This window comes from Hydrogenophaga sp., assembly GCF_050250835.1.
GTDB lineage: Bacteria > Pseudomonadota > Gammaproteobacteria > Burkholderiales > Burkholderiaceae_C > Hydrogenophaga.
The window spans coordinates 184,534-206,316 of sequence record NZ_JBFWNX010000004.1 but is presented as its reverse complement, the minus strand read 5'-3'; the positions used below and the strand labels follow the sequence as shown (position 1 = coordinate 206,316).

Sequence of the window (21,783 nt, the reverse complement as noted above, 5' to 3'; positions counted from 1 at the left end):
CTGGCCTCATCTCGTGCGAAGCCATCCCAGACCAGAGACCCCCAGAGGGTGTCGCCTCCCCTTCAGGGGGGAGCCGCGAAGCGGCGCGAGGGGTCAACTCCGATGCAGCGCAATGGAACTCCACTGTGACGGCGTGACCGTCTGCGGATCGCCTGGCTCCTGGTAGTCCAGACTGTCGAGCACCGAGAAGTCGCTGACACGCGTCTCACCCTGAGCGGCAGCGGCCGGTGACAGGGTTTCGTGGATGCGGTGCGCCACGTACCAGCTCGCACGCAGCTTGGCCTCGCGGGTGTGCGAACCCAGGCGCGGTGTGAGGTGCAGGTTGGGAATGCCATGCAAAGCCGTGCCTTCCGCCGCAAACTGCGGATTCGCGCCATCGAGCAGACAAGCGTCGATCCGGCCGTCGCACAGGGCCAGCGCCAGCGCCTCAGCGTCGAACAGCGAACTGCGGCTCACGCCCACCCACAACTGGCCCGGCTTGCAGTGGTTGAGCAGGCGCTCGTTGATCCAGCCTTTGAAGCGAGAGGCATACACCATCTGAAGCGAAATGGCGTCGGAGTGATTCAGCAACTCTTGCAGCGAAACCGGTTCGACCTTGAGCTTGTCCCAGATGTCGGCAGCGTGGTGCACGGCCGGGTCGTAGCCCAGCAGGCGCACACCCAGGCTGCGAAGCATGGGCGCCAGCGTGTGGGCCACGGGCGCCAGGCCCAACAGGCCGACCGTGCTGCCCGAGAGCTCCCGACCCATGCGCACCTGCGAAATCTTGCGTCCCAGCAGCGCGCTGATCATGCCCCGCCGGTAGAGCATGAGCAGGCCGTACAGCAGGTACTCGGCGTTGGAGCGCACGGTGGCGCTGCGCGCCTGCAGCACGCGCACATTGCGCCGCGCACAGGCATCCAGATCGGTGTTGTCGCTGGAGATCTGCATGCGCGCCACGATCTCCAGCTTGGGCGCGAAATCCAGGAATTCGTGCGAGACCACCACGTGCGGCGGCAGCACAATGGCCCGCGACTTGTAGGTGCTCTTGCGCAGTTCCGAAGGATCGTCGGCCAGTTCGGGACGGAAGCTCACCTCATGGCGTTCCTGCAGCCAGGCCAGCGCCTCTGGCACGAGCGGATCGAGGAGCAGGACTTCCATGGTGCGGGACGGGTTGGAGGTCGTTGAGGGACGATGGACTGGCAATCAGCGCCGTTTGAGCACGCTGATGTGGTCGCCACCGAGGGTGGCCTGCTCCAGCAGCAGGTTGCCCGTCTGCTTGGCAAAGGCCTGGAAATCGCGCACCGAGCCAGCATCCGTGGAAATCACCTTCAGCGTCTGGCCGCTGTGCATATCGGCCAGGGCCTTCTTGGCCTTGAGGATGGGCAACGGGCAATTCAGTCCGCGCGCGTCGAGTTCTCGATCAGCATTCATGGGGGGGTATTCCTGGGTTCACGACATTCTAAGCGTGGCGCGCCGCCGGCGCAGCCCAGCCGTCCAACGGGTTCCCGCCGGCCGGTTCAAGTGGCCGGACTTGCGGCGTTCGGGCGTGGCGGATCGTCCCGGAACCCTGGTTCAATCCCCCGAGCGCGCAGCCACTGGGCCAGCGCCAGACCGGTGCCGGCACGCCAGCACAGCACCTCTTCGGGCGGCTTCAACTGATATTCCACCAGCTCGGGCGAGAGCTTCACATCACCATGGGCGCGCGCATGGTAGGTGATGATGACCTGATTCATGCGCTGGAAATCGTGAACACCCACGAGCGAGAGTTCGTCCACCACCAGCGAAGTCTCCTCGGCGATTTCGCGACGAATGCCCTCCTCCGGCGTTTCCCCCGCTTCCATGAAGCCCGTGATGAGGCCGAACATGTCCGCGCGGGGCCAGGCGGCGTTGCGCGCGAGCAGGATGCGGCCGCCGAGTTCGACAATGCCCGCGAGCACCGGCGTGGGGTTGTTCCAGTGGGTGAAGCCACAGGCGGGGCAGCGCAAGCGCTCGACCAGGCCGCTGTCTTCCTCCAGGGCGAGCATGGCCAGCGGCGTGGCACAGCTCGGGCAGTAGCGGTAGGCGCTGCTCATGGTGGGCAGCCTCTCAAGCCGGGAACACGCCGGTGGACAGGTAGCGGTCGCCCCGGTCGCAGACGATGAAGACGATGGTGGCGTTCTCGACCTGGCGCGCGATCTGCTGCGCCACCCAGCACGCACCGGCAGCCGAAATTCCCCCAAAGATGCCCTCTTCGCGCGCGAGCTGCCGGCACATTTCCTCGGCATCGGACTGGTCCACGTAGACCAGTTCGTCGACCCGGCTGGGGTCGTAGATTTTGGGCAGGTACTCCACCGGCCACTTGCGAATGCCGGGGATGCGCGAACCCTCGCCGGGCTGCGCGCCGACGATGCGCACCGCCGGATTCTTCTCCTTCAGGAAACGCGAGACGCCGGTGATGGTGCCGGTGGTGCCCATGGCGCTCACGAAGTGCGTGATGCGTCCGGCCGTCTGCGCCCATATTTCTGGACCCGTGGTCTCGTAGTGCACGCGCGGGTTGTCGTCGTTGGCGAACTGGTCGAGCACTCGGCCCTTGCCTTCGGCCTGCATGCGTTCGGCGAGGTCGCGCGCCGATTCCATGCCTCCACTCTTGGGGGTCAGGATAAGCTCGGCCCCGAAAGCCTTCATGGTCTGCGCGCGCTCGATGGACAGGTCCTCCGGCATGATCAGCACCATGCGATAACCCTTGATGGCCGCGGCCATGGCCAGCGCAATGCCGGTGTTGCCCGACGTGGCTTCGATCAGTGTGTCGCCGGGTCGGATGTCGCCCCGCTCCTCAGCGCGACGGATCATCGAAACCGCAGGCCGGTCCTTCACCGAGCCGGCCGGATTGTTGCCTTCGAGCTTGCCCAGAATCACATTGCCACGCCGGGTATTTTCGACAGCGCCAATGCGCTGCAATGCCACCAGGGGCGTGTTGCCGATGGCGTCTTCAATCGTCGGGTATTTCATGGCGTCACTGTGCCATAATTTCCGGTCGCCGTTCCGAGCAGCCCGGGTGGTGAAATTGGTAGACGCGCCGGACTCAAAATCCGGTTCCGAAAGGAGTGTCGGTTCGATTCCGACCCCGGGCACCAGACAACAGGCCGTGCCCTTTGACCCGCACGGCCATTTTTTTGAAGTCATGCTCCTGCCCATCCTGGCCCTGATCGGTGGTCTGGCATTGCTGATCTGGAGCGCCGATCGTTTCGTCGAAGGCGCCTCCACCACCGCCGGCCATTTCGGCATGCCGCCCCTGCTGGTGGGCATGGTCATTGTCGGATTCGGCACCTCTGCCCCTGAAATGGTGGTCTCCACCATCGCGGCCTCTCAAGGCAGTCCCGCCCTGGCCCTGGGCAACGCCTGGGGCTCCAACATCGTCAACATCGCCCTCATTCTGGGCGTCACGGCACTGGTCGCGCCGATCCTCGTGCGGTCCGCCATTCTGCGCAAGGAGCTGCCCGTCCTGACCGCCGTGACATTGCTGGCCGGCTACCTGGTGTGGGATGGTTCGTTGTCGCGCAACGACGCATGGATCCTGCTGGGTGTGTTCGCCGTGCTGGTGGGCTGGTCGATCGTGGAAGGCCTGCGTGGGGGCGACGATGCACTGGCCACTGAAACGGCTGCCGAATTGCAGGCACACGCCATGCCGCTGAAGCGTTCCCTGACGTGGGTGGTCGTCGGCCTGCTGGTGCTGGTGGGGAGTTCGCAATTGCTGGTCTGGGGCGCGGTGCAGATCGCACAGGCACTGGGCGTGAGCGACCTCGTCATCGGGTTGACCGTGGTGGCCATTGGCACGTCGCTGCCAGAGCTGGCTTCGTGCGTGGCTGCGGCACGCAAGGGCGAACACGACATCGCGCTGGGCAATGTGCTGGGCTCCAACCTCTTCAACTCGCTCGCGGTGGTGGGCATCGCCGGCGCCATTGCGCCCATGCAGCTCGATCCTGCCGTGCTCACGCGCGACTGGCCTGTCATGCTCGGCCTCACCGCAGTGCTGTTTGCGATGGGCTGGGGATTTCGCGGGAGAAAGGGCCGGATCAATCGACTCGAGGCCCTCGCGCTGCTCGCGGTGTACCTGGGGTACACCGCATGGCTGTTCATGTCGGGGATGTCGCAGGGCTGAGCCCTTCGGTGACGGTGGGGTAGCGCAGCCGCAGCCGCAGTTCACGCTTCATGCGCTGGTTGTGAAGCCGGCGCGATTCGCTCATGAAGCTCAGCAGCACCAGGGGCAACTGGTCACCCGCCGCGTCGCGACCAACGCGCTGGGGTCGCGGCAGGCCGTAGATATCGGCCGCCAGGTCGAAATAGTCCCCCATCTTGAGCTGGGTGTCGTCCACCACATTGACATTGCGCTGCGGTCGGCCACGCCAAAGCGCCAGCACACAGGCGCGCGCAAGGTCATCGGCATGGATGTGGTTGGTGTAGACATCATCCTCGGCGCGCAACACGGGCGTGCCACGTGCCAGGCGCTCGCGCGGCGTGCCTCCCACCCGATCGGGTGCGTAGATGCCCGGGATGCGCAGCGCGGTGGTGCGCACGCCGGTGGCACGGCCCAGCCAGTGCACAGCGGATTCGGCATCCACTCGGCGCCAGGCGCGCGGCGTGAGTGGACGGGCCGGCGTGGCTTCGCTCACCCAGCGACCCTGCGCGTCCCCATAGACGCCGCTGGTGGAACCATATACCAGTGCCGCCGGCAGCGAGCGCTGCGCCATAGCGCGCACCAGCGCGCGGGTGCGGGAATCGAGTCGCCAGTCGGTCGTCTCACTCGAAGGTGGAGGCGCCAGGTGCAGCACGCGTGTGGCGATGCCGGCGAGGCGACGCAGGCTGCGTGCGTCGTCCAGGTCGCCGTGCAGCGGCGTGAGGCCGCGTTCGCGCAACTCGGGCACGCGCTCGGCACTGGAGGTGAGTGCGTACACGCGCATGCGCTGCTGCGGACCCAGCAGCCGCGCGGTGCGCAGCCCAACGTCGCCACAGCCGATGATCAGGACCCGCTCACGCCGAAAGCGAGCGGGCAAAGCGCCCAGTAGGCTCATGCGAAATCCGAATTTGAGACAATGCCCGATTGCCGCCAACGCACCATGCGTGAGCGGGCCGTTCAAGGACCGAAGTGCCAGTATGACATTCCAGATCACCGTGCAGCCCAGTGGGCGCCAGTTCTCCGCCGAGCCCGAAGAAGCCATGCTGGCCGCCGGCATCCGACAAGGCATCGGCCTGCCCTATGGTTGCAAGGACGGGGCCTGCGGCTCCTGCAAATGCAAGCTGGTCTCGGGCAGCGTGGTACACGGACCGCACCAGAGCAAGGCACTGAGCGCGGATGAGGAGGCCGCCGGCTACGTGCTCACCTGTTGTGGCGTGGCGCACAGCGACGTGGTGCTCGAGTCGCGCCAGGTCACCGAGGCCGGTGCCTTCCCCATCAAGAAGATGCCGGTGCGGGTGAACTCTCTCGAACGCGCTTCGCACGATGTGATCGTGCTGCGCCTGCAACTGCCGGCGAGCGACGTGTTCCAGTACCACGCCGGCCAGTACGTGGAGTTCCTGCTGCGCGATGGCGACCGCCGCAGCTACTCCATGGCCAACGCGCCGCATCTTCAGGCCACTCAGCCGGGCCTGGAACTTCATCTGCGGCACATGCCGGGCGGCAAGTTCACCGACCACGTGTTCGCCGCGATGAAGGAAAAGGACATCCTTCGAATTGAAGGTCCGTATGGCAGTTTCTTCCTGCGAGAAGACAGTGACAAGCCGATCGTTTTCCTGGCATCGGGCACCGGCTTCGCGCCCATCAAGGCGGTGATCGAACACATGCTGCACAAGGGCATCGAGCGTCCCGCCACACTCTATTGGGGCGGCCGCCGTCCGGCCGATCTCTACCAGGACGCGTGGATTCAGGCGCGCCTGGCCGAGATGCCCAACCTGCGATATGTGCCGGTGGTGTCCGACGCGCAGCCCGAGGATGGCTGGACCGGCCGCACGGGCTTTGTACACCAGGCCGTGCTCATGGACTTGCCCGACCTGTCGGGCCACGAGGTTTACGCTTGCGGAGCGCCCATCGTGGTGGAGTCAGCCAGGCGCGACTACATTGCCCTGGGCAGGCTCCCTGAAGAAGCCTTCTTCGCCGACTCGTTCACCACCGCCGCCGACAAAGTCTGAATCCCCTTCGCGCAAGCGCTCATTCTCAGGAGACAACACCATGCTGAACCGCCGCCAATTGATCACCCGTTCCGCCCTGGTCTCGGCCGGCCTTGCCCTGCCAGGGTTCGCCTCGGCACAGGCCGCCGGCACCACGCGCATCGTGGTGCCTTTCGCGGCGGGCGGGCCGATCGACGTGACGGCGCGCATCCTCGCCGAGGCAGTCAAGGGCACGCTGGGCACGGTGATCGTGGAGAACCGTCCGGGTGCCGGTGGCAACATCGGCGTGAGCGCGTTGGCCAAAGCGCCGGCCGACGGCCTCACGCTGGGCATTGCGACCACGGCCTCGCACGGCATCAACCCCTGGCTGTTCAAACAACTGCCGTACGACCCGGCCAGGGACTTCGCCGCCATCACCCAGATGTTGCGCGTGCCCAATGTGCTGGTGATGAACGCCGAGACCGCCGCGCGCCTGAAGATCAACACGGTGGCCGACCTGATCGCCTACGGCAAGGCCAACCCCGGCAAGCTCAACTACGGCTCGGGCGGCAACGGCAGCGCGGGCCACCTGGCCGGCGAACTGTTCAAGAACCAGGCCGGCGTCTTTGCGGTGCACATTCCCTACAACGGGGGCAACCCGGCACAGCTCGGCCTGCTCTCGGGCCAGGTGGATTTCAACTTCGACAACCTGGCCACCGCCGCCGCCAACATCCGCTCCGGCAAGCTCAAGGCGCTGGCGGTGACCACGCCTGGGCGCGCCGCAGTGATGCCCGACGTGCCCACCGTGGCCGCCACCCTGCCCGGCTTCGAGATCGACACCTGGTGGGGCCTGATCGCTCCGGCCGGCACACCAGCCGATACCGTGCGCAAGCTCAACGCCGCCTTTGGCGAAGCGCTTCGCTCACCGGACGTGAAGAGCCGCTTTGCCCAGCTGCTGGCGGAGCCCGCGCCCAACACGCCCGAGCAGTTCGACGACTTCATGAAGCGCGAGCGGACCAAGTACGAGCGCATGGTCAGGTTGTCCGGCGCGAAGGTGGACTGACCCCGCTGCCGATTCAGCCCAGGCGCACAGGCACGAAGATCTGGTCGCCGTCGCGCTGGATCAACAAGGCCAGTGATCTGCTGGACTTGCCCAGCAGCGTGCGCACCTGATCCACGCTCCGCACCTTTTCGCCATTGACGGCGAGCAGCACATCGCCCTGCTGCACACCTGCCAGCGCGGCCGGACCACGTGCGTCCTCCACCAGCAGGCCGCCGTCCAGGCCCGCTTCGCGCCGCTCCTGCGGTGCCAGCGGCCGCAAAGCCAGCCCCAGGCGCCCCTGGTCTGTCGACGTGTCGGTTCTGGCCATCTTCACCGCCTTGTCGGCGGCGTCACCGAGCTTGGCGTTCAGCACCAGGCCCTTGCCTTCGCGCCACACGTCCAGCCGGACCTGCGCGCCCGGTGTGGTCTGGCCAATCAGCGCCGGCAGGTCGCCCGAGCCCACGATGGCCTGGCCATTCACCTGGCGGATCACGTCGCCCACCTTCAACCCGGCATTGGCGGCAGGCCCGCCCGGCTCCACGCTGGAAACCAGCGCGCCCTCAGGCTTGTCAAGCTTGAACGCGTCTGCCAGGGTCTGGTTGATTTCCTGCACCGCCACACCCAGGCGCGCGTGGCTGGCCTTGCCATGGGCAACGATCTGGTCCTTGACCTGCAGAACGGTCTCCATGGGAATGGCAAAGGACAGGCCCTGGTAGCCACCGGTGTGGCTGTAGATCTGCGAGTTGATACCCACCACCTGACCGCGAGAATTGAACAGCGGACCACCGGAGTTGCCCGGGTTCACCGCCACGTCGGTCTGGATGAAGGGTACGAAGCTGTCGTCGGGAAGGGAGCGCCCCTTGGCGCTCACCACACCGGCCGTCACACTGTTTTCGAAACCGAACGGCGAGCCAATGGCCAGCACCCATTCGCCCACCTGCAGGTCGCGCGCACTGCCGATCGGCACCACGGGCAGGTCCTTCGCGTCGATTCGCAGCACGGCAACATCGGTCTTGGGATCGCTGCCCAGCACCTTGGCGACGAACTCGCGCCGGTCGGTCAGCTTGACGGTGACGCGCTCTGCGTTGCGCACCACGTGTGCGTTGGTCAGCACCAGGCCATCGGCGCTGACGATGAAGCCCGAACCCTGGCCGCGCGCTGGCATGGAGCGTTCGCCACCGGGGGCATCGGGCATCTGGAAGCGCTTGAAGAATTCAAAGAAGGGGTCGTCCGGGTCGATGCCGGGGTTACCGCGGGCAGCAGTCCGCTGCTCCTCGTCCGCGCCGGCCTTGCCCACCACGCTGATGTTGACCACCGCCGCACCATGGCGCTGCGCGATCTGCGCAAAGTCGGGCATGGCAACGACACCCACGCCGCTCGCCTGTGCGGCGATGGCGGGCACGGCGGCGTGGGCCTGATACCCCGACACCAGGCCGACGCTGGCGCCACCGACGATGCCGGCCGCTGCCAGCGAGAGCACCAGGCGCGAAGCGGTGAGAGACAAGGTTTTCATGAAGGCTCCTTCAGCAGAGACAGGTTGAACATGCCCCTACTTTGAACCGCCAGAGTTAGCCGATTCTTAGGCCAGTGCCACGGGCAAGCGAAGGCCGATGCGCAGACCGCCCAGCCGGGGCGAGCGATCCAGCTCCAGGGCGCTGCCGTGCAACTGCGCGATGGCATTGGCAATGGCCAGCCCCAGTCCGCTGCCAGTGGCCGCCGTGCCGGGCACGCGGTAGAAGCGGTCAAGCACGCGGTCGCGATCGGACTCGGAGATGCCCGGACCACTGTCCTCCACCACCAGCACCACCTGTGCGCCCTCGCGTCGCCACGCCACGTCCACCGTGCCACCTTCGGGCGTGTACTTCAACGCGTTGTCCACCAGGTTGGCCAACAGGATGCGCAGCGGCTCGGCGTGAGCCATCACCTGCTCGGGTTCACTCTTGCACAGACCCAGATCGACACGCCGCGACGCGGCCAGTGGCGCGGCGTCGGCCACCACCTGGGCCGCCACGGCCGCCAGCGGCACGGGTCGTGCGGGCGCCTCTTCCAGCCGATGGGACTGCTGCTGTGCGAGCGCCAGCAACTGTTCCACCAGGCGAGTGGCGCGGTCGATGCCTGCCAGCAGCCTTTCCACAGCCAGCGCGCGCGTGGCGTCGTCGCGAGCGCGCTGCAGGCCCTGAGCCTGCAAGCGCAGCGCGGCCAGCGGAGAGCGCAGTTCGTGCGCCGCTTCGGCCACAAAGTGCTTCTGGGCGTCGAAGGCCTGGCGCACGCGGCCAAAGAGCAGGTTGAGTTCCTGCACCAGCGGGCGTATTTCGTCCGGCAACCCTTCCTCGCCCACCTCGGCCAGTTCGTCCGCGCCGCGCGCAGCCACCTGCCCGCGCACGCGCGCCACCGGTGCGAGCGAGATGCTCACCACCGCCCAGGCCACCAGCATGAGCAGCGGTGCAATCCACACAATCGGCAACACCGTGCGCCATGCGATCGAGCGCGCCATGTCCTGGCGCGGCCGCATGTCCTGCGCCACCTGGATGATTTGTGTGCGCGAGTTCATCGAGTACACGCGAAAAGGCCGGCCCTCGATGTCGATGTTGGAGAATCCGAGCACCGCCCGCTGCGGCAGGTTGGCGTCGGTGCCGGACTGGAACACCCGCAGGCCGTCGTGCGTCCAGACCTGCACGAAGAAGTCGAAAGCCTCCGGCGGCGGTGGCTCTCCACCCTGCATGGGCAGGCCCGGCAGCGGCACGCCGGCGCGCAGGGCCTGCGCCATCTGTTCCATGTGGTAGTCGAACATGCCGTCGGCCTCGGCGCGCGCCTGCCGGTAGACGATGGCCGCCTGCACGCCCGCCGCACCCACGATGGCGAGCAGCAGCAGGCCCAGCAGGCGCGTGCGCAGCGAGCTCAGGGACAGGCGCGGCCAGCTTGCGGGAGCACCTTCAGAGCGGCCCGGCGCTGTGCTCACTGGAACACCTTCGCCCTCCGGGCTGCGGTGCGAGCTTGCTTGGGAGCGGCCCGGCGCTGTGCTCACTGGAACACCTTCGCCCTCCGGGCTGCGGTGCGAGCTTGCTTGGGAGCGGCCCGGCGCTGTGCTCATGCCTTGGGCACCATGTAGCCGACGCCGCGCACGTTCAGGATCAGGCCGGCGCCCAGCTTCTTGCGCACGCCGTGGATATAGACTTCGACCGCGTTGCTGCTCACGTCGTCCTTCCAGCTGAAGAGCTTTTCCTCCAGTTGCTCGCGCGAGAGCACCAGGCCCGGGCGTGCGATCAGGGGTTCGAGCACCGCCCATTCCCGCGCTGAAAGCACCACAGGCCGCCCGTGCGCGCTCACCTCACGCGTGGCGGTGTTGACACTCACGCCCATATGCTCGTAAACCGGCTCGGCACGCCCCGCAGCTCGGCGCAACAGGGCACGGATGCGCGCCAGCAACTCATCCATGTCGTAGGGTTTGAGGATGTAGTCGTCCGCACCGGCATCGAGCCCCTGCACGCGCTGCGTCACCGAGTCGCGCGCGGTCGCGACCAACACCGGAACGCGGTCTTTTCGCGCGCGCAGATCGCGCAGCACGTCAAGGCCATCACGGCGAGGCAAGCCCAGGTCGAGCAGTACGAGGTCGTAGTGCTGCGACTGGGTGGCGGTGGCAGCGGTATCGCCGTCGCGCACCCAATCCACCGCGTAGTGCTCCGCCCGCAGCAGGTCCAGCACGGCCTCACCGATCATGGTGTCGTCTTCGACCAGCAACAGCCTCATGGGACGATGGTGCCGGCGTCGACTTAGGCCGGTCTTAGGCCTGGGCCAGCAGCTTCTTCACATCGGTCGCCAGCGCGGCAGCCCCGCTGCCGTAGCGGTGGTAGAGGCGGATGCGGCCCTGCGTGTCGTACACGTAACTGCCCGCCGAGTGGTCCATGGTGTAGCTGGTGGGCGTGGGCCCGTCCACCTTCTTGTAGTAGACCTTGTAGCTCTTCGCCAGCTCGGGCAACGCGTCGGGCGCAGCGTACAGGGCGAGGAAGGTCGGGTCGAAGCTGGCCATGTACTGCTTCATGATCTCGGGCGTGTCGCGCTCGGGGTCGACGCTGATGAACAACCCTTGCAGGCGGTCGCCATCCGATCCCAGCAGGCGCTTGACCTCGGCCAGCTCGCTCAGCGAAGTGGGGCACACATCAGGACATTGCGTGAAGCCGAAGAAGATGACCACCACCTTGCCTTTGAAGTCGGCCAGCGTGCGCGGCTGGCCGTTGTGGTCGGTGAGCGAGAAGCCGGTGGCGTAGTCGGCACCGGTGATGTCGATGGCGGCGAAGGATGTCTGGGCGGCGTCGTCGGAGCAGCCTGCGAGCAGCAGGCCGGCGGCACCCAGCGAGGCGAGCAACACTCGGCGGCGAAGAAAGTTCGAGGACGTCATGGTAGTCAGATGTAGTGGTCCACCAGCAGGGCAGCGAACAGCAGCGATAGGTGGATGAGCGAAAAACGAAAGGTCTTGCGCGCCAGTGCGTCGGAGTAATTGCGCCACAGCGCGAAGGCGTAACCACAGAAGCCGATGCTCAACACGATGGCCGCAGCCAGGTAGATCCAGCCGCTCATGCGCATGACAAAAGGCATGAGGCAGGCGGCAAACAGCACCACCGTGTAGAGCAGGATCTGCAGGCGAGTGAATTCGGAGCCATGCGTGACCGGCAACATCGGCAGGCCGGACTTGCGGTAGTCCTCCACACGGTAAAGCGCCAGCGCCCAGAAATGCGGCGGCGTCCAGAGGAAGATGATGAGAAACAGGATCAGCGCCTCGGGGGCAACGACACCCGTCATCGCCGCCCAGCCCAGCACAGGTGGCATGGCGCCGGATGCCCCACCGATCACGATGTTCTGCGGCGTGAGCGGCTTGAGGATCACGGTGTAGACCACCGCATAACCCACGAAGGTGGCGAAGGTCAGCCACATGGTGAGCGGATTGACCCAGAAGTACAGCACGGCGGAACCTGCGGCACACAGCACGGCGGAAAAACTGAGCGTCTTGCCGTTGGTGAGTTCGCCCTTGGCGGTGGGTCGCCAGGACGTGCGCTTCATCTTGGCGTCGATGTGCTGCTCCACCACACAATTGAAGGCGGCTGCGGCACCTGCCACGAGCCAGATGCCAAAGCAGGCAATGGCCGCGAGCCGCACCTGCGCCCAACTGGGCGCACCAGGCACGGCCAGCACCATGCCGATCAGCGCGCAGAACACAATGAGCTGGATCACCCGCGGCTTGGTCAGGGCATGGTACTGGCGCCAGACCGAGGGCAGGGCTACTGCAACGGGAGGGGTGGAAACGGTGCTCATGAGGTCGGCCGGGAAAATTGCAGGGGAGCGGAACTCAGCGCGGCGGCGTCGCGCTGGCGCTCGCGGTGCGTGCCCGCCAGCGCGCCGGTGAGCACGATCACCAGCGCGGCGGCGCCGCCGGTGTGCCCCACTGCGGCCAGCAGTGGCCAGTCCAGCACCACGTTGGTCAGGCCGCTGGCAAACTGCCAGGCAGCCAGCAACAGCAGCGCGCGCGCGGTGGCCCGCAAGCCGGGCTCGCGCCAAAGCCGCCAGCCCAGCCAGACCATGGCCGCCAACACGGCATATGCCATGAGGCGATGCACGTAGTGGATGGCCGTGAGGGCCGGGAAGGCGATGGCTTCGCCCGCGTGGTTCTGACCCAGCTCGCGCCAGAGGGTGAAGCCTTCGCGGAAATTCATCGCTGGCCACCAGCTCCCCTGGCAGGTGGGGAACTCGCTACAGGCCAGCACCGCGTAGTTGGTGCTGACCCAGCCGCCCAAAGCGATCTGCAGCCACAGCAGGCCCGTGACCAGGGCGAGCGCCAGACGCAGGCGACCTTTCAACTCGACCGGGCCTTTGCAACCGGGCTCGGCGAGCGCGTAGCCCATCGCCTGCGCCCGCAACAGCGCCAACAGCGCCATGCCACCCAGCAGGTGCAGCGTGACGATGGCGGGGAACAGCTTCATGGTGACGGTGAGCGCACCGAACGCGCCCTGAAGGCACACCCACACCAGCGTCACCAGCGGCCACACGAAGGACACCGCGAGGCGGCGCCGCTCGATCCAGCTCACCAGAGCCAGCACCAGGATGAGCACACCGACGGCGGTGGCCAGGTAACGATGGATCATCTCGATCCAGGCCTTGGAGAACGTGACCGGGCCGGTGGGCATGGCCGACTGTGCCGCCGCAATGGATGCACTCGCCCCCACCGGGCTGGCGCTGCCATAACAGCCCGGCCAGTCGGGGCAGCCCAGGCCGGAGTCGGTCAGGCGCGTGAAAGCACCGAACAGGACCAGATCGAAGGTGAGGAAAAGCGTCACCAGCGTGAGCACCCGCAGCCGGTGCGCCGGGGGTGCGTGGCGGTTGCGCAGCCACACCCAGGCCAGCGGCCCGAGCGCGATCACCACGCCCAGGAGCATGAGGCGGGCGACGGGAGCGAGGTCGTACAGGGGCTGGGTGTCCATGTCAGTTTTGCCTGCCTTCTTTATCCCAGAAGGCGGACGCTCGCAGCAGGCGGTCGAGGTCGCGCTTGGCTTGCGCGGGATCGAGGTTGGCCGGGAACCGCATCATCCAGTTGCCCAGTGGATCGACCACATACAGGTGGTCCTCGATCTTCTGGCCCGGCGCGGGCTGGAGCCACGTGGCCAGCGCCTGCGCATCCACATGCAGCACCAGCGCGGCGGCGGTGGCCTGCCTCAGCGGTTCGGAAAGCGTGATATCCCCGGTGCGCAGCCACACCCAGTCGAGTCGATCTTTCTCACGGCCAAGCGTTTCGCGCAACTGACGCTGCAGGTAGAGGTGCTGCTGACAGGCCTCGTCACAGGCACTATCGGCCACGCTGATCAACAACCACTGGTCCTTCAACGACGCCAGCGACACCTGCTGACCCTGGGCGTTGGTGCCGCTCCAGCTGGGCAGCGGGCGCTGCGGTTCGATGAGTTCGCCGTAGTTGCGCCGGCCTTCGGGGCGGATCACGTAGTAGGTGAAGTACGAGGCGATGACGGGTGCGGCGCAGACCAGCAGGAGGCCGATCATTTTCCAACGCCCCGAACGTGTGCTGGCCACGGCCCGGGCATCGGCCTGGTCCAGTCGCGGCAGACTGTGCACGGTCATCGTCAAGGGTTCATCGGGCGTCTGTGCCATGGGGTCTGCGCTTTCGGCGGGGAGAGAGGATCTGGAACCAGACATAGAGGAGGCCGGCGAGGGCACACAGGGCGAACCACTGGAAGGCATATCCGTGGTGCTTGCTCACATCAAGTGACGCCTGTGGCCACTCGCGCAACAGCCCATCGGAGGCGTCGCCAGACTGAAGGACCGAAACGTCCAGCAGCGGCAGGCCGGTTTCGGCGGCCCATGACGCGAGGTCGATATTTTGCCGGATCGGGCCACGGCCCGCCTCACCCAGCTCATACAGCTTGCCCGGTGGCGGGGCCAATCGGCCAAGGACCCGCACCGGGCCAACGGGTGTCGGAAGGGTGGGCACACGGCTGCGGTCGGTGAAATCGCGTGGCACCCAGCCCCGCTGCACCAGCACCGCGCGCTCGCTGCCTTCCAGCCGCAGCGGCGTGACCACGAAAAACCCCACGCGGGCGTTCATCTGGCGGTTATCGAGAAAAACGCTGGCATTGGGCACCCAGGTACCCAGGAGGTTGACCGGTCGGTGCAGGCCTTCCCTGGCATCCACCGCCTGCAACAGATCGGCATTGCTCCAGGCCGAGAGCGCGCCACGGTCCTGGATCTGCACCTGCAACGCGATCTTTTGCGCCGCACGATCGAGCTGCCACAGGCCGAGCAAGGCAGTGACGGCCATGGTCAGCACCGTGGCAGCGGTGACGATCCAGAAACGCAGGCGGGAACTCGGCATGGCGTCAGCAGCTGGTGCGCGAGGCACCGATAATCCAGCAGATGAAATATCTGGTCATTGTGGCGTTCGTTGCCATCATTGGGAGCCTGGCTGCGGCACTGGTCTACATGATGCGTGGCGGCCAGGGCGATGAAACCGATGGCGGTGCGCCGCGCAAAAACCACATGGCCCGTGCGCTCGCCTTCCGGGTGGGATTCTCGATCCTGCTCTTCGTGCTGGTTCTCATCAGCTACCTGATGGGCTGGATCCAGCCCACGGGACTGCCGCTGCGCGGTTGATCCCGTCCGACCCACCCAGCAAAAAAGCGCCTGAATGGCGCTTTTTTGCTGGGTGTCTTTCAGAGGCAGCGTTCCCGCCCCTGTGCAGGCATCACATCCAGTAAACCAGGATGTACAGGCCCAGCCAGACCACGTCCACGAAGTGCCAGTACCAGGCAGCCCCTTCGAAACCGAAGTGGCGCTTCGCGGTGAAATGGCCTTTCTGCAGGCGCAGGGTGATGAACAGCAGCATCAGCATGCCCACGAACACGTGGAAGCCGTGGAAACCGGTGAGCATGAAGAACGTGGAGCCGAACACGCCCGATGAGAGCTTGAGGTTCAGGTCGGCATAGGCGTGCGCGTATTCGTAGCCCTGCACGCAAAGGAAGACGATCCCCAGCAACACGGTCAGCCACATGAAGGCGATGGTCTTGCTGCGGTTGCCCGCTTGCAGGGCGTGGTGCGCAATGGTCAGCGTCACGCCCGAGGTGAGCAGCAGCGCGGTGTTGATGGTGGGCAGCCAGAACGGGCCCATGGTCTGGAAGGGCTCGACAATGCCGCCGGGCGACGCCGTGGCACCGGCCTGCACACTGGGCCACACAGCCGAGAAGTTAGGCCACAGCAGCGAGTTCTCGAAGCTGCCCAGCGCCGGCACCGAATGCGTGCGCGTCCACCACAACGCCGTGAAGAAGGCGCCGAAGAACATCACTTCCGAGAAGATGAACCAGCTCATGCTCCAGCGGAACGACAGGTCAATCTTGCGACCGTACATGCCGGTCTCGCTCTCATGCACCGATTCACTGAACCACTGATACAGGACGAACAGCCAGAACAGCAGGCCAAAGGCGAGTGAATAGGCGCCCCAGCCTGCGCCATTGACCCACTGACCCGCGCCAAGGATGACAAAGAAAAGGCCAATGGCTGCCATCACCGGGTGGCGCGAAGGACCGGGAACGTAGTAGTAGGGCGTCGTGCCGTGGGATGCTGCTGACATGCTCACTCCTGTTTTGCTTTCGCTTGTATCAATGTCTAAGAATCAAAAAACTGCGCTCTGCCGGGCCATTACCCCGCCACCCAGTTCACCAGCGCGATGAGGCCGAGCACGAAGAGAAAGGCCATGCCCACACCCACCGCGATCAGGTGCAGCGGGTTGAGCTTGGCAATGTCGTCCTGGTAGTCGGCGTTGCGGCGCACTCCCAGAAAACCCCACAGCACCGCCCTGACAGTGCCGAGGAACGAACCCTTGCGTTGATGAACGGGGGTGTTCATACGGCTCCCACATGCTTGACGACCACCGGGCTCAAGGCCTGAGGCATCTCGTCCTTGGGCGCATCAGGCACCTTGCCGCCCACCTCGAAGAAGGTGTAGGACAGCGTGATGGTGCTGACGTCCCTGGACAGTCTTGGGTCAATCACGAAGGCCACCGGCCATTCCTTCTTCTCACCGGGCTGCAGCGTGTACTGCGTGAAGCAGAAGCATTCCAGCTTGTTGAAGTGTGCCGCCGCCTGCTTGGGCGCATAGCTCGGAATCGCCTGCGCTGCCATGGTGCGGTTCTGGATGTTCTGGAACTCGTACATCACCGTGGTGAGTTCACCGGGGTGTACCTGCAGCGACCGCACCGCCGGCTTGAAGTGCCAGGGGCCCCGGGTGTTCACATCGAACTCCACGGTGATGGTGCGGGTGCGATCCACCTGGGAGTTGGCGGGCATGCTGGACGGGGCCGCGCCGGGCACCCGAAGTTCCGAGACCGCCAGCACGTTGATGCCCAGGGCTTCGCAGATGTGGCGGTAGATCGGCACCAGCGCGTAGCCGAAGGCGAACATCCCCAGCGCGATCACGCCGAGCTTGGCCACCATCTTGAGGTTTTCGCGCTGAAGTCCCACGGAATGCTCTCAGTTCACCGGGTCAGAAACCCAGCAGGAACCGCTTGCCCACGAAACCGAAAAAGAACACCACGGCCACCGAAGCCAGGATCAGGCCCAGGCGGCGGTTGTTCTTCTTCTGTTCGGGTGTGGTCATGTTCGTCACCATTCGAATCAGCCGATCACCTTGGTGGCGGTCGCGTCCAGTTTGGGCGGGTTTTCGAAGGTGTGGAACGGAGCCGGCGACGGCACTTCCCATTCCAGGCCTTCAGCGCCTTCCCAGGGCTTCTGGGAAGCTTTTTCACCGCGGCCGCGCATGGCGGGCAGCACAACGGCAATGAAGAAATAGACCTGGGCCAGACCGAAGCCGAATGCACCAACCGAAGCAATGGCGTTGAAATCGGCAAACTGCATCGGGTAGTCGGCATAACGACGCGGCATGCCAGCCAGACCCAGGAAGTGCATCGGGAAGAAGGTGATGTTGAACGAGATCATCGACCACCAGAAGTGAATCTTGCCTTTGGTTTCGCTGTACATCACACCGGTCCACTTGGGCAGCCAGTAGTAGATGCCGGCGAACATGGCAAACAGCGAACCTGCCACCAGAACATAGTGGAAGTGCGCCACCACGTAGTAGGTGTCCTGCATCTGGATGTCGATAGGAGCCACCGACAGGATCAGCCCGGTGAAGCCACCGATGGTGAACACGAAGATGAAGCCCACAGCCCACAGCATGGGCGTCTCGAAGGTCATGGAGCCCTTCCACATGGTCGCGATCCAGTTGAAGATCTTCACGCCCGTGGGCACGGCGATCAGCATCGTCGAATACATGAAGAACAACTGGCCAGTCACCGGCATGCCGGTGGTGAACATGTGGTGCGCCCAGACGACAAACGACAGGATGGCGATGGAACCGGTGGCGTACACCATGGATGCGTAGCCAAACAGCTTTTTGCGAGAGAAGGCAGGCACGACCTGGCTCACGATGCCGAAGGCCGGCAGGATCATGATGTACACCTCGGGGTGACCGAAGAACCAGAAGATGTGCTGGTACATCACCGGGTCACCGCCGCCGGCGGGGTTGAAGAAGCTGGTGCCGAAATGGCGGTCGGTCAGCGTCATGGTGATGGCGCCGGCCAGCACAGGCATCACGGCGATCAGCAGGTAGGCCGTGATGAGCCAGGTCCAGCAGAACATGGGCATCTTCATCAGCGTCATGCCGGGCGCGCGCATGTTCAGAATGGTCACGATGATGTTGATCGAGCCCATGATGGAAGACGCACCCAGAATGTGCATCGCGAAGATGCCGGCGTCCATGCTGGGGCCCATCTGAAGGGTCAGCGGGGCATAGAGCGTCCAGCCGGCAGCGGGGGCGCCGCCGGGCATGAAGAACGATGCCACCAGCATGATGGCCGCCGGGATCATCAGCCAGAAGCTGAAGTTGTTCATGCGGGCAAAAGCCATGTCGCCCGCGCCGATCTGCAGCGGGATCATCCAGTTCGCGAAACCCACGAAGGCCGGCATGATGGCGCCAAACACCATGATGAGGCCATGCATGGTGGTGAGCTGGTTGAACAGCCCGGGGTTGACCAGCTGAAGACCCGGCTGGAACAGTTCGGCGCGGATCAGGAGCGCCAGCACGCCGCCCACCATGAGCATGGTGAAGGCGAACAGCAGGTACAGCGTGCCGATGTCCTTGTGGTTGGTGGCGTAGACCCAGCGGCGCCAGCCCGATGGGGCGTGGTGATCGTGGTCGTGGCCGTGCGCGTCGTGGTGGTCAAGAACTGCACTCATCATCGATTCCTTTGAGACTCTAGTTATTCAGCCAGACGGATCACTTGCGGGCGGCCTGCACTTCGGCGGGCTGAATGATCTGTTCGGTCTTGTTCGACCAGCTGTTCTTGGCGAAGGTCATGACCGCTGCCAGCTCGGTGTCCGAGAGCTGCTTCCAGGCCGGCATGGCGCCGCCAGCGGCACCGTTGAGCAGCACGGCGGTCATCTTGGCGTGATCGGCGTCGGTCACGATGGCCGAACCGTCCAGCGGCTTGATGGGGCCGGCACCCTTGCCGTTGGCCTGGTGGCAGGCGGCGCAGTTGGCGGCGTAGACGGACTCGCCGCGCTTGACGAGGTCCGTCAGCGTCCAGACCTTGCTCGGATCGTCTGCAGCGGCCGCCATGGCCTTCTGGCGCTCGGTGACCCAGGCGGTGTACTGCTCGGCTGTGACCACCTTCACGTGGATGGGCATGTAGGCATGTTCCTTGCCGCACAACTCGGCACACTGGCCATAGAAGTCGCCGGTCTTCTCGGCACGGAACCAGGTGTCGCGCACGAAGCCGGGGATGGCATCCTGTTTGACGCCGAAGGCTGGAACCATCCAGGCGTGGATCACGTCGTTGGCGGTGGTGATGATCCGCACCTTGCGGTCCACAGGCACCACCAGCGGGTTGTCGACCTTGAGCAGGTAGTCGTCGGTGGCCTCGGGCTTGCCGCTGTTGGACATGACGCGCTGGTTGTTGTCCAGCGTGGAGACAAAGCCGATGCCTTCGCCTTCGCCCTTGATGTAGTCGTAGCCCCACTTCCACTGCATGCCCGTGGCCTTGATCGTGAGGTCGCTGTTGGTGGTGTCCTTCTGAGCCACCAGCACCTTGGTCGCGGGCAGCGCCATGCCGATGACGATGAGCAGGGGGACGATGGTCCAGCCCAGTTCGACCCAGATTGGTTCGGCCAGCACCTGAGACTTGTGGCCAACCGACTTGCGGTGCTTCAGGATGGAATAGAACATCACGCCGAAGACGATGACGAAGATGACGGCGCACAGGCCCATCATGAACCAGTGCAGCCAGTGCTGTTCCACCGCGATGCGGGTCACGGGCGGGTGGAAGTTCAACTGATTGACGGCCGGACCGCCCGGCAGGTCCTTGACCTGGGCCGCCACCGAGGTCCAGGCTCCGGCCCCCAGCGCCAAGGTGGCGCCTGCTGCGCGAAGCGTAGACCACCGATTTCGCAGGGATTGCACCGTTTTCTTCGTCGTACTCACTTTAAGCGCCTCAAATATAAGTATTGATTTATATCAATGCCGATTAGAACAAATTTTCCCGGGCTCGCCCATCGAAACCCACCCAACGCACTCGTCATCCACCGCGCAAGGCCAGGCGGATTTCCCGGGCCAGCAGCGGCCGAAGATCGGGGCGCAGATACCGCCCGACCCTCACCGACTGGCCTCCCCCACGGACTTCGATCAGTTGACCGTCATCCCCTTGCGGCTCCACCCGCACCCACTCGCGGGCAAACTCGCACCGCTGGATCCTGCCCGCCGTCTCCTGCTCCACCACCAGCCGACCATCCAGCAAGTGGATGCGCTCGCGGTCGGCGGCATGGCGGGCGTACACCAGGAACGCCGACCCCACTGCCAACAGTTCCAGCAGCGCGAAGGGCAACACCAGCGTTGCACCCTGCGACCAGAAACCCACCGCGACACCCAGCGACACCACACACAGCGAGGCATAGAGCCAGCCCAGCTGAGCGGGCGTGACCGAACAGTTGCGCTTGAGCGACCACTCCATGCCTTGCTGAGACTGAGTCGCGAAGCGATAGACGCTGCAGGTATGGCTCACCAACCACCACCGATACAGGCTGCCGCCAGCCTCAGGGCCGACGCGCCAATGCAGGGAAGATGCCCTTGACGAAACGACAACCCTGGATTGTAGCGGCGCTCCTCCAGCGCTCTGGGCGCGGGCGCCACATCCGGGCGCCAGGGGTTGGAATCAACGGCGCGGATTGCGCAGCATGGCACGCATTTCCTCCACCGCCACGGTCGTCGAAGGCCCCATGGCCACGCGAGGCACCGGTTTGAAAGCGTGGCCGTAAATGACTTCGAAGGTCAGCAGCAGCCGCCCGTCGGGTGCGCGGGGCAGCTCGGCCTCGATGGCCAGGCACAGGCGCTCGCGCCAGGCGCGCGAGCGGCAGGCCGGAAAACGGGTGGTGCCGAGGTTGCGACCGAGTTCACCCAGTTCCTTGAGCAAAGGCTCGGCCCCGCTGTAGGACAGCGTGATGCGTTCCATGTCCATCACCGGCTCGGCAAAACCACTGTGGACCAGCATGTCGCCCCAGTCGTGCATGTCGGTGAATGCATGGGCGGGCGCGGGCCAGCCGTGCCGCGCAAACAGCGGTCGCAGTTCGCGCAGGCTGTCCGGGCCGAGGCAGGAGAACATCAGGAAGCCATTGGTCTCGATATGGGCGTTCCAGCGCTGGATCAGCGTCTGCGGCCTCGGTTCCATGTGCAGAACCATATTGGCCCAGAGCATGCGCACGCGGGTTTGCGCGTCGGCTTCCTGCGGTCCTTTGTGGCGACCCCAGTGGAGCGGGTTCCAGGTGAGGCCGCTGTCTTCGCGCGTGGCTCGCAATGCCTCTTCCAGCCGCTCGGCAGCCACATGGCAACGGGCCTCGGGCAAAAGACTGCGCAAGTGCCGGTGAGCCCGCAGCCCCCCCGCCACCGGTTCCCAGTGCAGCCAGCTGGTGGGCTGCTCGCGGAACCAGTGCAGGCGTTCGGCCATGCGCGCGGCCACCTCTTCGTGCAGCCAGGGGCTTTCAGTGCGCACGCGCCGCCGCCAGCGCAGCGCAGCGACCGGGTCCATGCCGGGCACCACGGATTCG

Annotated in this window: 25 protein-coding genes and 1 tRNA gene; 5 read left to right on the top strand and 21 right to left on the bottom strand. The window is 65.4% G+C overall.

All coding sequences use genetic code 11. The features are described from left to right. Positions 1–93: 93 nt before the first annotated feature. The 4 genes from AB7F11_RS07655 to cysM all read right to left on the bottom strand — a co-directional run bounded on the left by AB7F11_RS07655 (position 94) and on the right by cysM (position 2,967). A complete protein-coding gene (locus AB7F11_RS07655; RefSeq protein ID WP_428288067.1) occupies positions 94–1,137 on the bottom strand; it encodes an NAD(P)-dependent oxidoreductase in 1,044 nt (347 codons plus the stop codon). Positions 1,138–1,182: 45 nt separating this feature from the next. Next, positions 1,183–1,410 (bottom strand): sulfurtransferase TusA family protein, encoded by a 228-nt coding sequence (locus AB7F11_RS07650; RefSeq protein WP_428288066.1) that lies wholly within the window; start codon positions 1,408–1,410, stop codon positions 1,183–1,185. A gap of 86 nt (positions 1,411–1,496) precedes the next feature. After that, positions 1,497–2,051, bottom strand: a complete 555-nt coding sequence (locus tag AB7F11_RS07645; protein ID WP_428288065.1) for an NUDIX domain-containing protein — start codon at positions 2,049–2,051, stop codon at positions 1,497–1,499. A gap of 13 nt (positions 2,052–2,064) precedes the next feature. Beyond that, positions 2,065–2,967 (bottom strand): cysteine synthase CysM, encoded by a 903-nt coding sequence (gene cysM, locus AB7F11_RS07640; protein ID WP_428288064.1) that lies wholly within the window; start codon positions 2,965–2,967, stop codon positions 2,065–2,067. Between the two features lie 40 nt (positions 2,968–3,007). On the opposite strand from cysM, the gene AB7F11_RS07635 reads away from it, so the two are divergent. Then, positions 3,008–3,092, top strand: a tRNA-Leu gene (locus tag AB7F11_RS07635). A 47-nt stretch (positions 3,093–3,139) separates the two neighbouring features. Continuing rightward, on the top strand, positions 3,140–4,117 hold the full coding sequence (locus AB7F11_RS07630) for a calcium/sodium antiporter (RefSeq protein ID WP_428288063.1): 978 nt from the start codon (positions 3,140–3,142) through the stop codon (positions 4,115–4,117). On the opposite strand, the gene AB7F11_RS07625 is transcribed toward AB7F11_RS07630, so the two are convergent. Then, positions 4,092–5,027, bottom strand: a complete 936-nt coding sequence (locus AB7F11_RS07625; protein ID WP_428288062.1) for an SDR family oxidoreductase — start codon at positions 5,025–5,027, stop codon at positions 4,092–4,094. The genes AB7F11_RS07630 and AB7F11_RS07625 overlap by 26 nt on opposite strands. An 82-nt stretch (positions 5,028–5,109) precedes the next feature. Here AB7F11_RS07625 and AB7F11_RS07620 point away from each other — a divergent pair, with 82 nt between their 5' ends. Together AB7F11_RS07620 and AB7F11_RS07615 are read left to right on the top strand one after the other, a co-directional pair. Further along, positions 5,110–6,141, top strand: coding sequence for a CDP-6-deoxy-delta-3,4-glucoseen reductase (locus AB7F11_RS07620; protein WP_428299873.1), 1,032 nt, complete (start codon positions 5,110–5,112; stop codon positions 6,139–6,141). A gap of 40 nt (positions 6,142–6,181) precedes the next feature. Next, positions 6,182–7,162, top strand: coding sequence for a Bug family tripartite tricarboxylate transporter substrate binding protein (locus tag AB7F11_RS07615; protein ID WP_428288061.1), 981 nt, complete (start codon positions 6,182–6,184; stop codon positions 7,160–7,162). Positions 7,163–7,175: 13 nt separating this feature from the next. On the opposite strand, the gene AB7F11_RS07610 is transcribed toward AB7F11_RS07615, so the two are convergent. From AB7F11_RS07610 to AB7F11_RS07575, 8 genes are all read right to left on the bottom strand, one after another. Further along, positions 7,176–8,654 (bottom strand): Do family serine endopeptidase, encoded by a 1,479-nt coding sequence (locus AB7F11_RS07610; protein ID WP_428288060.1) that lies wholly within the window; start codon positions 8,652–8,654, stop codon positions 7,176–7,178. Between the two features lie 66 nt (positions 8,655–8,720). Next, positions 8,721–10,100, bottom strand: a complete 1,380-nt coding sequence (locus tag AB7F11_RS07605) for an ATP-binding protein (RefSeq protein ID WP_428288059.1) — start codon at positions 10,098–10,100, stop codon at positions 8,721–8,723. Positions 10,101–10,228: 128 nt separating this feature from the next. Next, complete coding sequence (locus AB7F11_RS07600) at positions 10,229–10,888, bottom strand: response regulator (protein ID WP_428288058.1); 660 nt, start codon at positions 10,886–10,888, stop codon at positions 10,229–10,231. Positions 10,889–10,922: 34 nt separating this feature from the next. Further along, the gene (locus tag AB7F11_RS07595; protein ID WP_428288057.1) at positions 10,923–11,537 is read right to left on the bottom strand and encodes an SCO family protein; all 615 of its coding nucleotides are present in this window, start codon (positions 11,535–11,537) and stop codon (positions 10,923–10,925) included. A 5-nt stretch (positions 11,538–11,542) separates the two neighbouring features. After that, positions 11,543–12,448, bottom strand: coding sequence for a heme o synthase (gene cyoE, locus AB7F11_RS07590; protein WP_428288056.1), 906 nt, complete (start codon positions 12,446–12,448; stop codon positions 11,543–11,545). Beyond that, on the bottom strand, positions 12,445–13,611 hold the full coding sequence (locus AB7F11_RS07585) for a COX15/CtaA family protein (RefSeq protein ID WP_428288055.1): 1,167 nt from the start codon (positions 13,609–13,611) through the stop codon (positions 12,445–12,447). The genes cyoE and AB7F11_RS07585 overlap by 4 nt, the downstream gene beginning before the upstream one ends. Position 13,612: 1 nt before the next feature. Continuing rightward, positions 13,613–14,290 (bottom strand): SCO family protein, encoded by a 678-nt coding sequence (locus AB7F11_RS07580; protein ID WP_428288054.1) that lies wholly within the window; start codon positions 14,288–14,290, stop codon positions 13,613–13,615. Next, positions 14,271–15,011 carry an SURF1 family protein gene (locus AB7F11_RS07575; RefSeq protein WP_428288053.1) on the bottom strand — a complete coding sequence of 247 codons (741 nt, stop codon included), beginning with the start codon at positions 15,009–15,011 and terminating at the stop codon, positions 14,271–14,273. The genes AB7F11_RS07580 and AB7F11_RS07575 overlap by 20 nt, the downstream gene beginning before the upstream one ends. A gap of 41 nt (positions 15,012–15,052) precedes the next feature. Between AB7F11_RS07575 and AB7F11_RS07570 the strand changes: the two genes are divergently transcribed. Next, on the top strand, positions 15,053–15,289 hold the full coding sequence (locus AB7F11_RS07570) for a twin transmembrane helix small protein (RefSeq protein ID WP_428288052.1): 237 nt from the start codon (positions 15,053–15,055) through the stop codon (positions 15,287–15,289). A 91-nt stretch (positions 15,290–15,380) separates the two neighbouring features. On the opposite strand, the gene AB7F11_RS07565 is transcribed toward AB7F11_RS07570, so the two are convergent. The 8 genes from AB7F11_RS07565 to AB7F11_RS07530 all read right to left on the bottom strand — a co-directional run bounded on the left by AB7F11_RS07565 (position 15,381) and on the right by AB7F11_RS07530 (position 21,764). Next, positions 15,381–16,262 (bottom strand): cytochrome c oxidase subunit 3, encoded by an 882-nt coding sequence (locus AB7F11_RS07565; protein ID WP_428288051.1) that lies wholly within the window; start codon positions 16,260–16,262, stop codon positions 15,381–15,383. A gap of 68 nt (positions 16,263–16,330) precedes the next feature. Next, positions 16,331–16,537 (bottom strand): DUF2970 domain-containing protein, encoded by a 207-nt coding sequence (locus AB7F11_RS07560; RefSeq protein WP_428288050.1) that lies wholly within the window; start codon positions 16,535–16,537, stop codon positions 16,331–16,333. Next, on the bottom strand, positions 16,534–17,151 hold the full coding sequence (locus AB7F11_RS07555; protein WP_428288049.1) for a cytochrome c oxidase assembly protein: 618 nt from the start codon (positions 17,149–17,151) through the stop codon (positions 16,534–16,536). Before AB7F11_RS07555 ends, AB7F11_RS07560 begins: the two co-directional genes overlap by 4 nt. A 22-nt stretch (positions 17,152–17,173) precedes the next feature. Next, the gene (locus AB7F11_RS07550; RefSeq protein ID WP_428288048.1) at positions 17,174–17,287 is read right to left on the bottom strand and encodes a cytochrome oxidase small assembly protein; all 114 of its coding nucleotides are present in this window, start codon (positions 17,285–17,287) and stop codon (positions 17,174–17,176) included. A gap of 17 nt (positions 17,288–17,304) precedes the next feature. Then, positions 17,305–18,924, bottom strand: coding sequence for a cytochrome c oxidase subunit I (ctaD, locus tag AB7F11_RS07545; protein ID WP_428288047.1), 1,620 nt, complete (start codon positions 18,922–18,924; stop codon positions 17,305–17,307). 40 nt (positions 18,925–18,964) lie between these two features. Further along, positions 18,965–20,146 carry a cytochrome c oxidase subunit II gene (gene coxB, locus AB7F11_RS07540; RefSeq protein WP_428299874.1) on the bottom strand — a complete coding sequence of 394 codons (1,182 nt, stop codon included), beginning with the start codon at positions 20,144–20,146 and terminating at the stop codon, positions 18,965–18,967. Positions 20,147–20,261: 115 nt separating this feature from the next. Continuing rightward, positions 20,262–20,693 (bottom strand): DUF2244 domain-containing protein, encoded by a 432-nt coding sequence (locus AB7F11_RS07535; RefSeq protein WP_428288176.1) that lies wholly within the window; start codon positions 20,691–20,693, stop codon positions 20,262–20,264. Positions 20,694–20,894: 201 nt separating this feature from the next. Then, positions 20,895–21,764, bottom strand: a complete 870-nt coding sequence (locus AB7F11_RS07530) for a biotin synthase (protein ID WP_428288175.1) — start codon at positions 21,762–21,764, stop codon at positions 20,895–20,897. Positions 21,765–21,783: the final 19 nt, after the last annotated feature.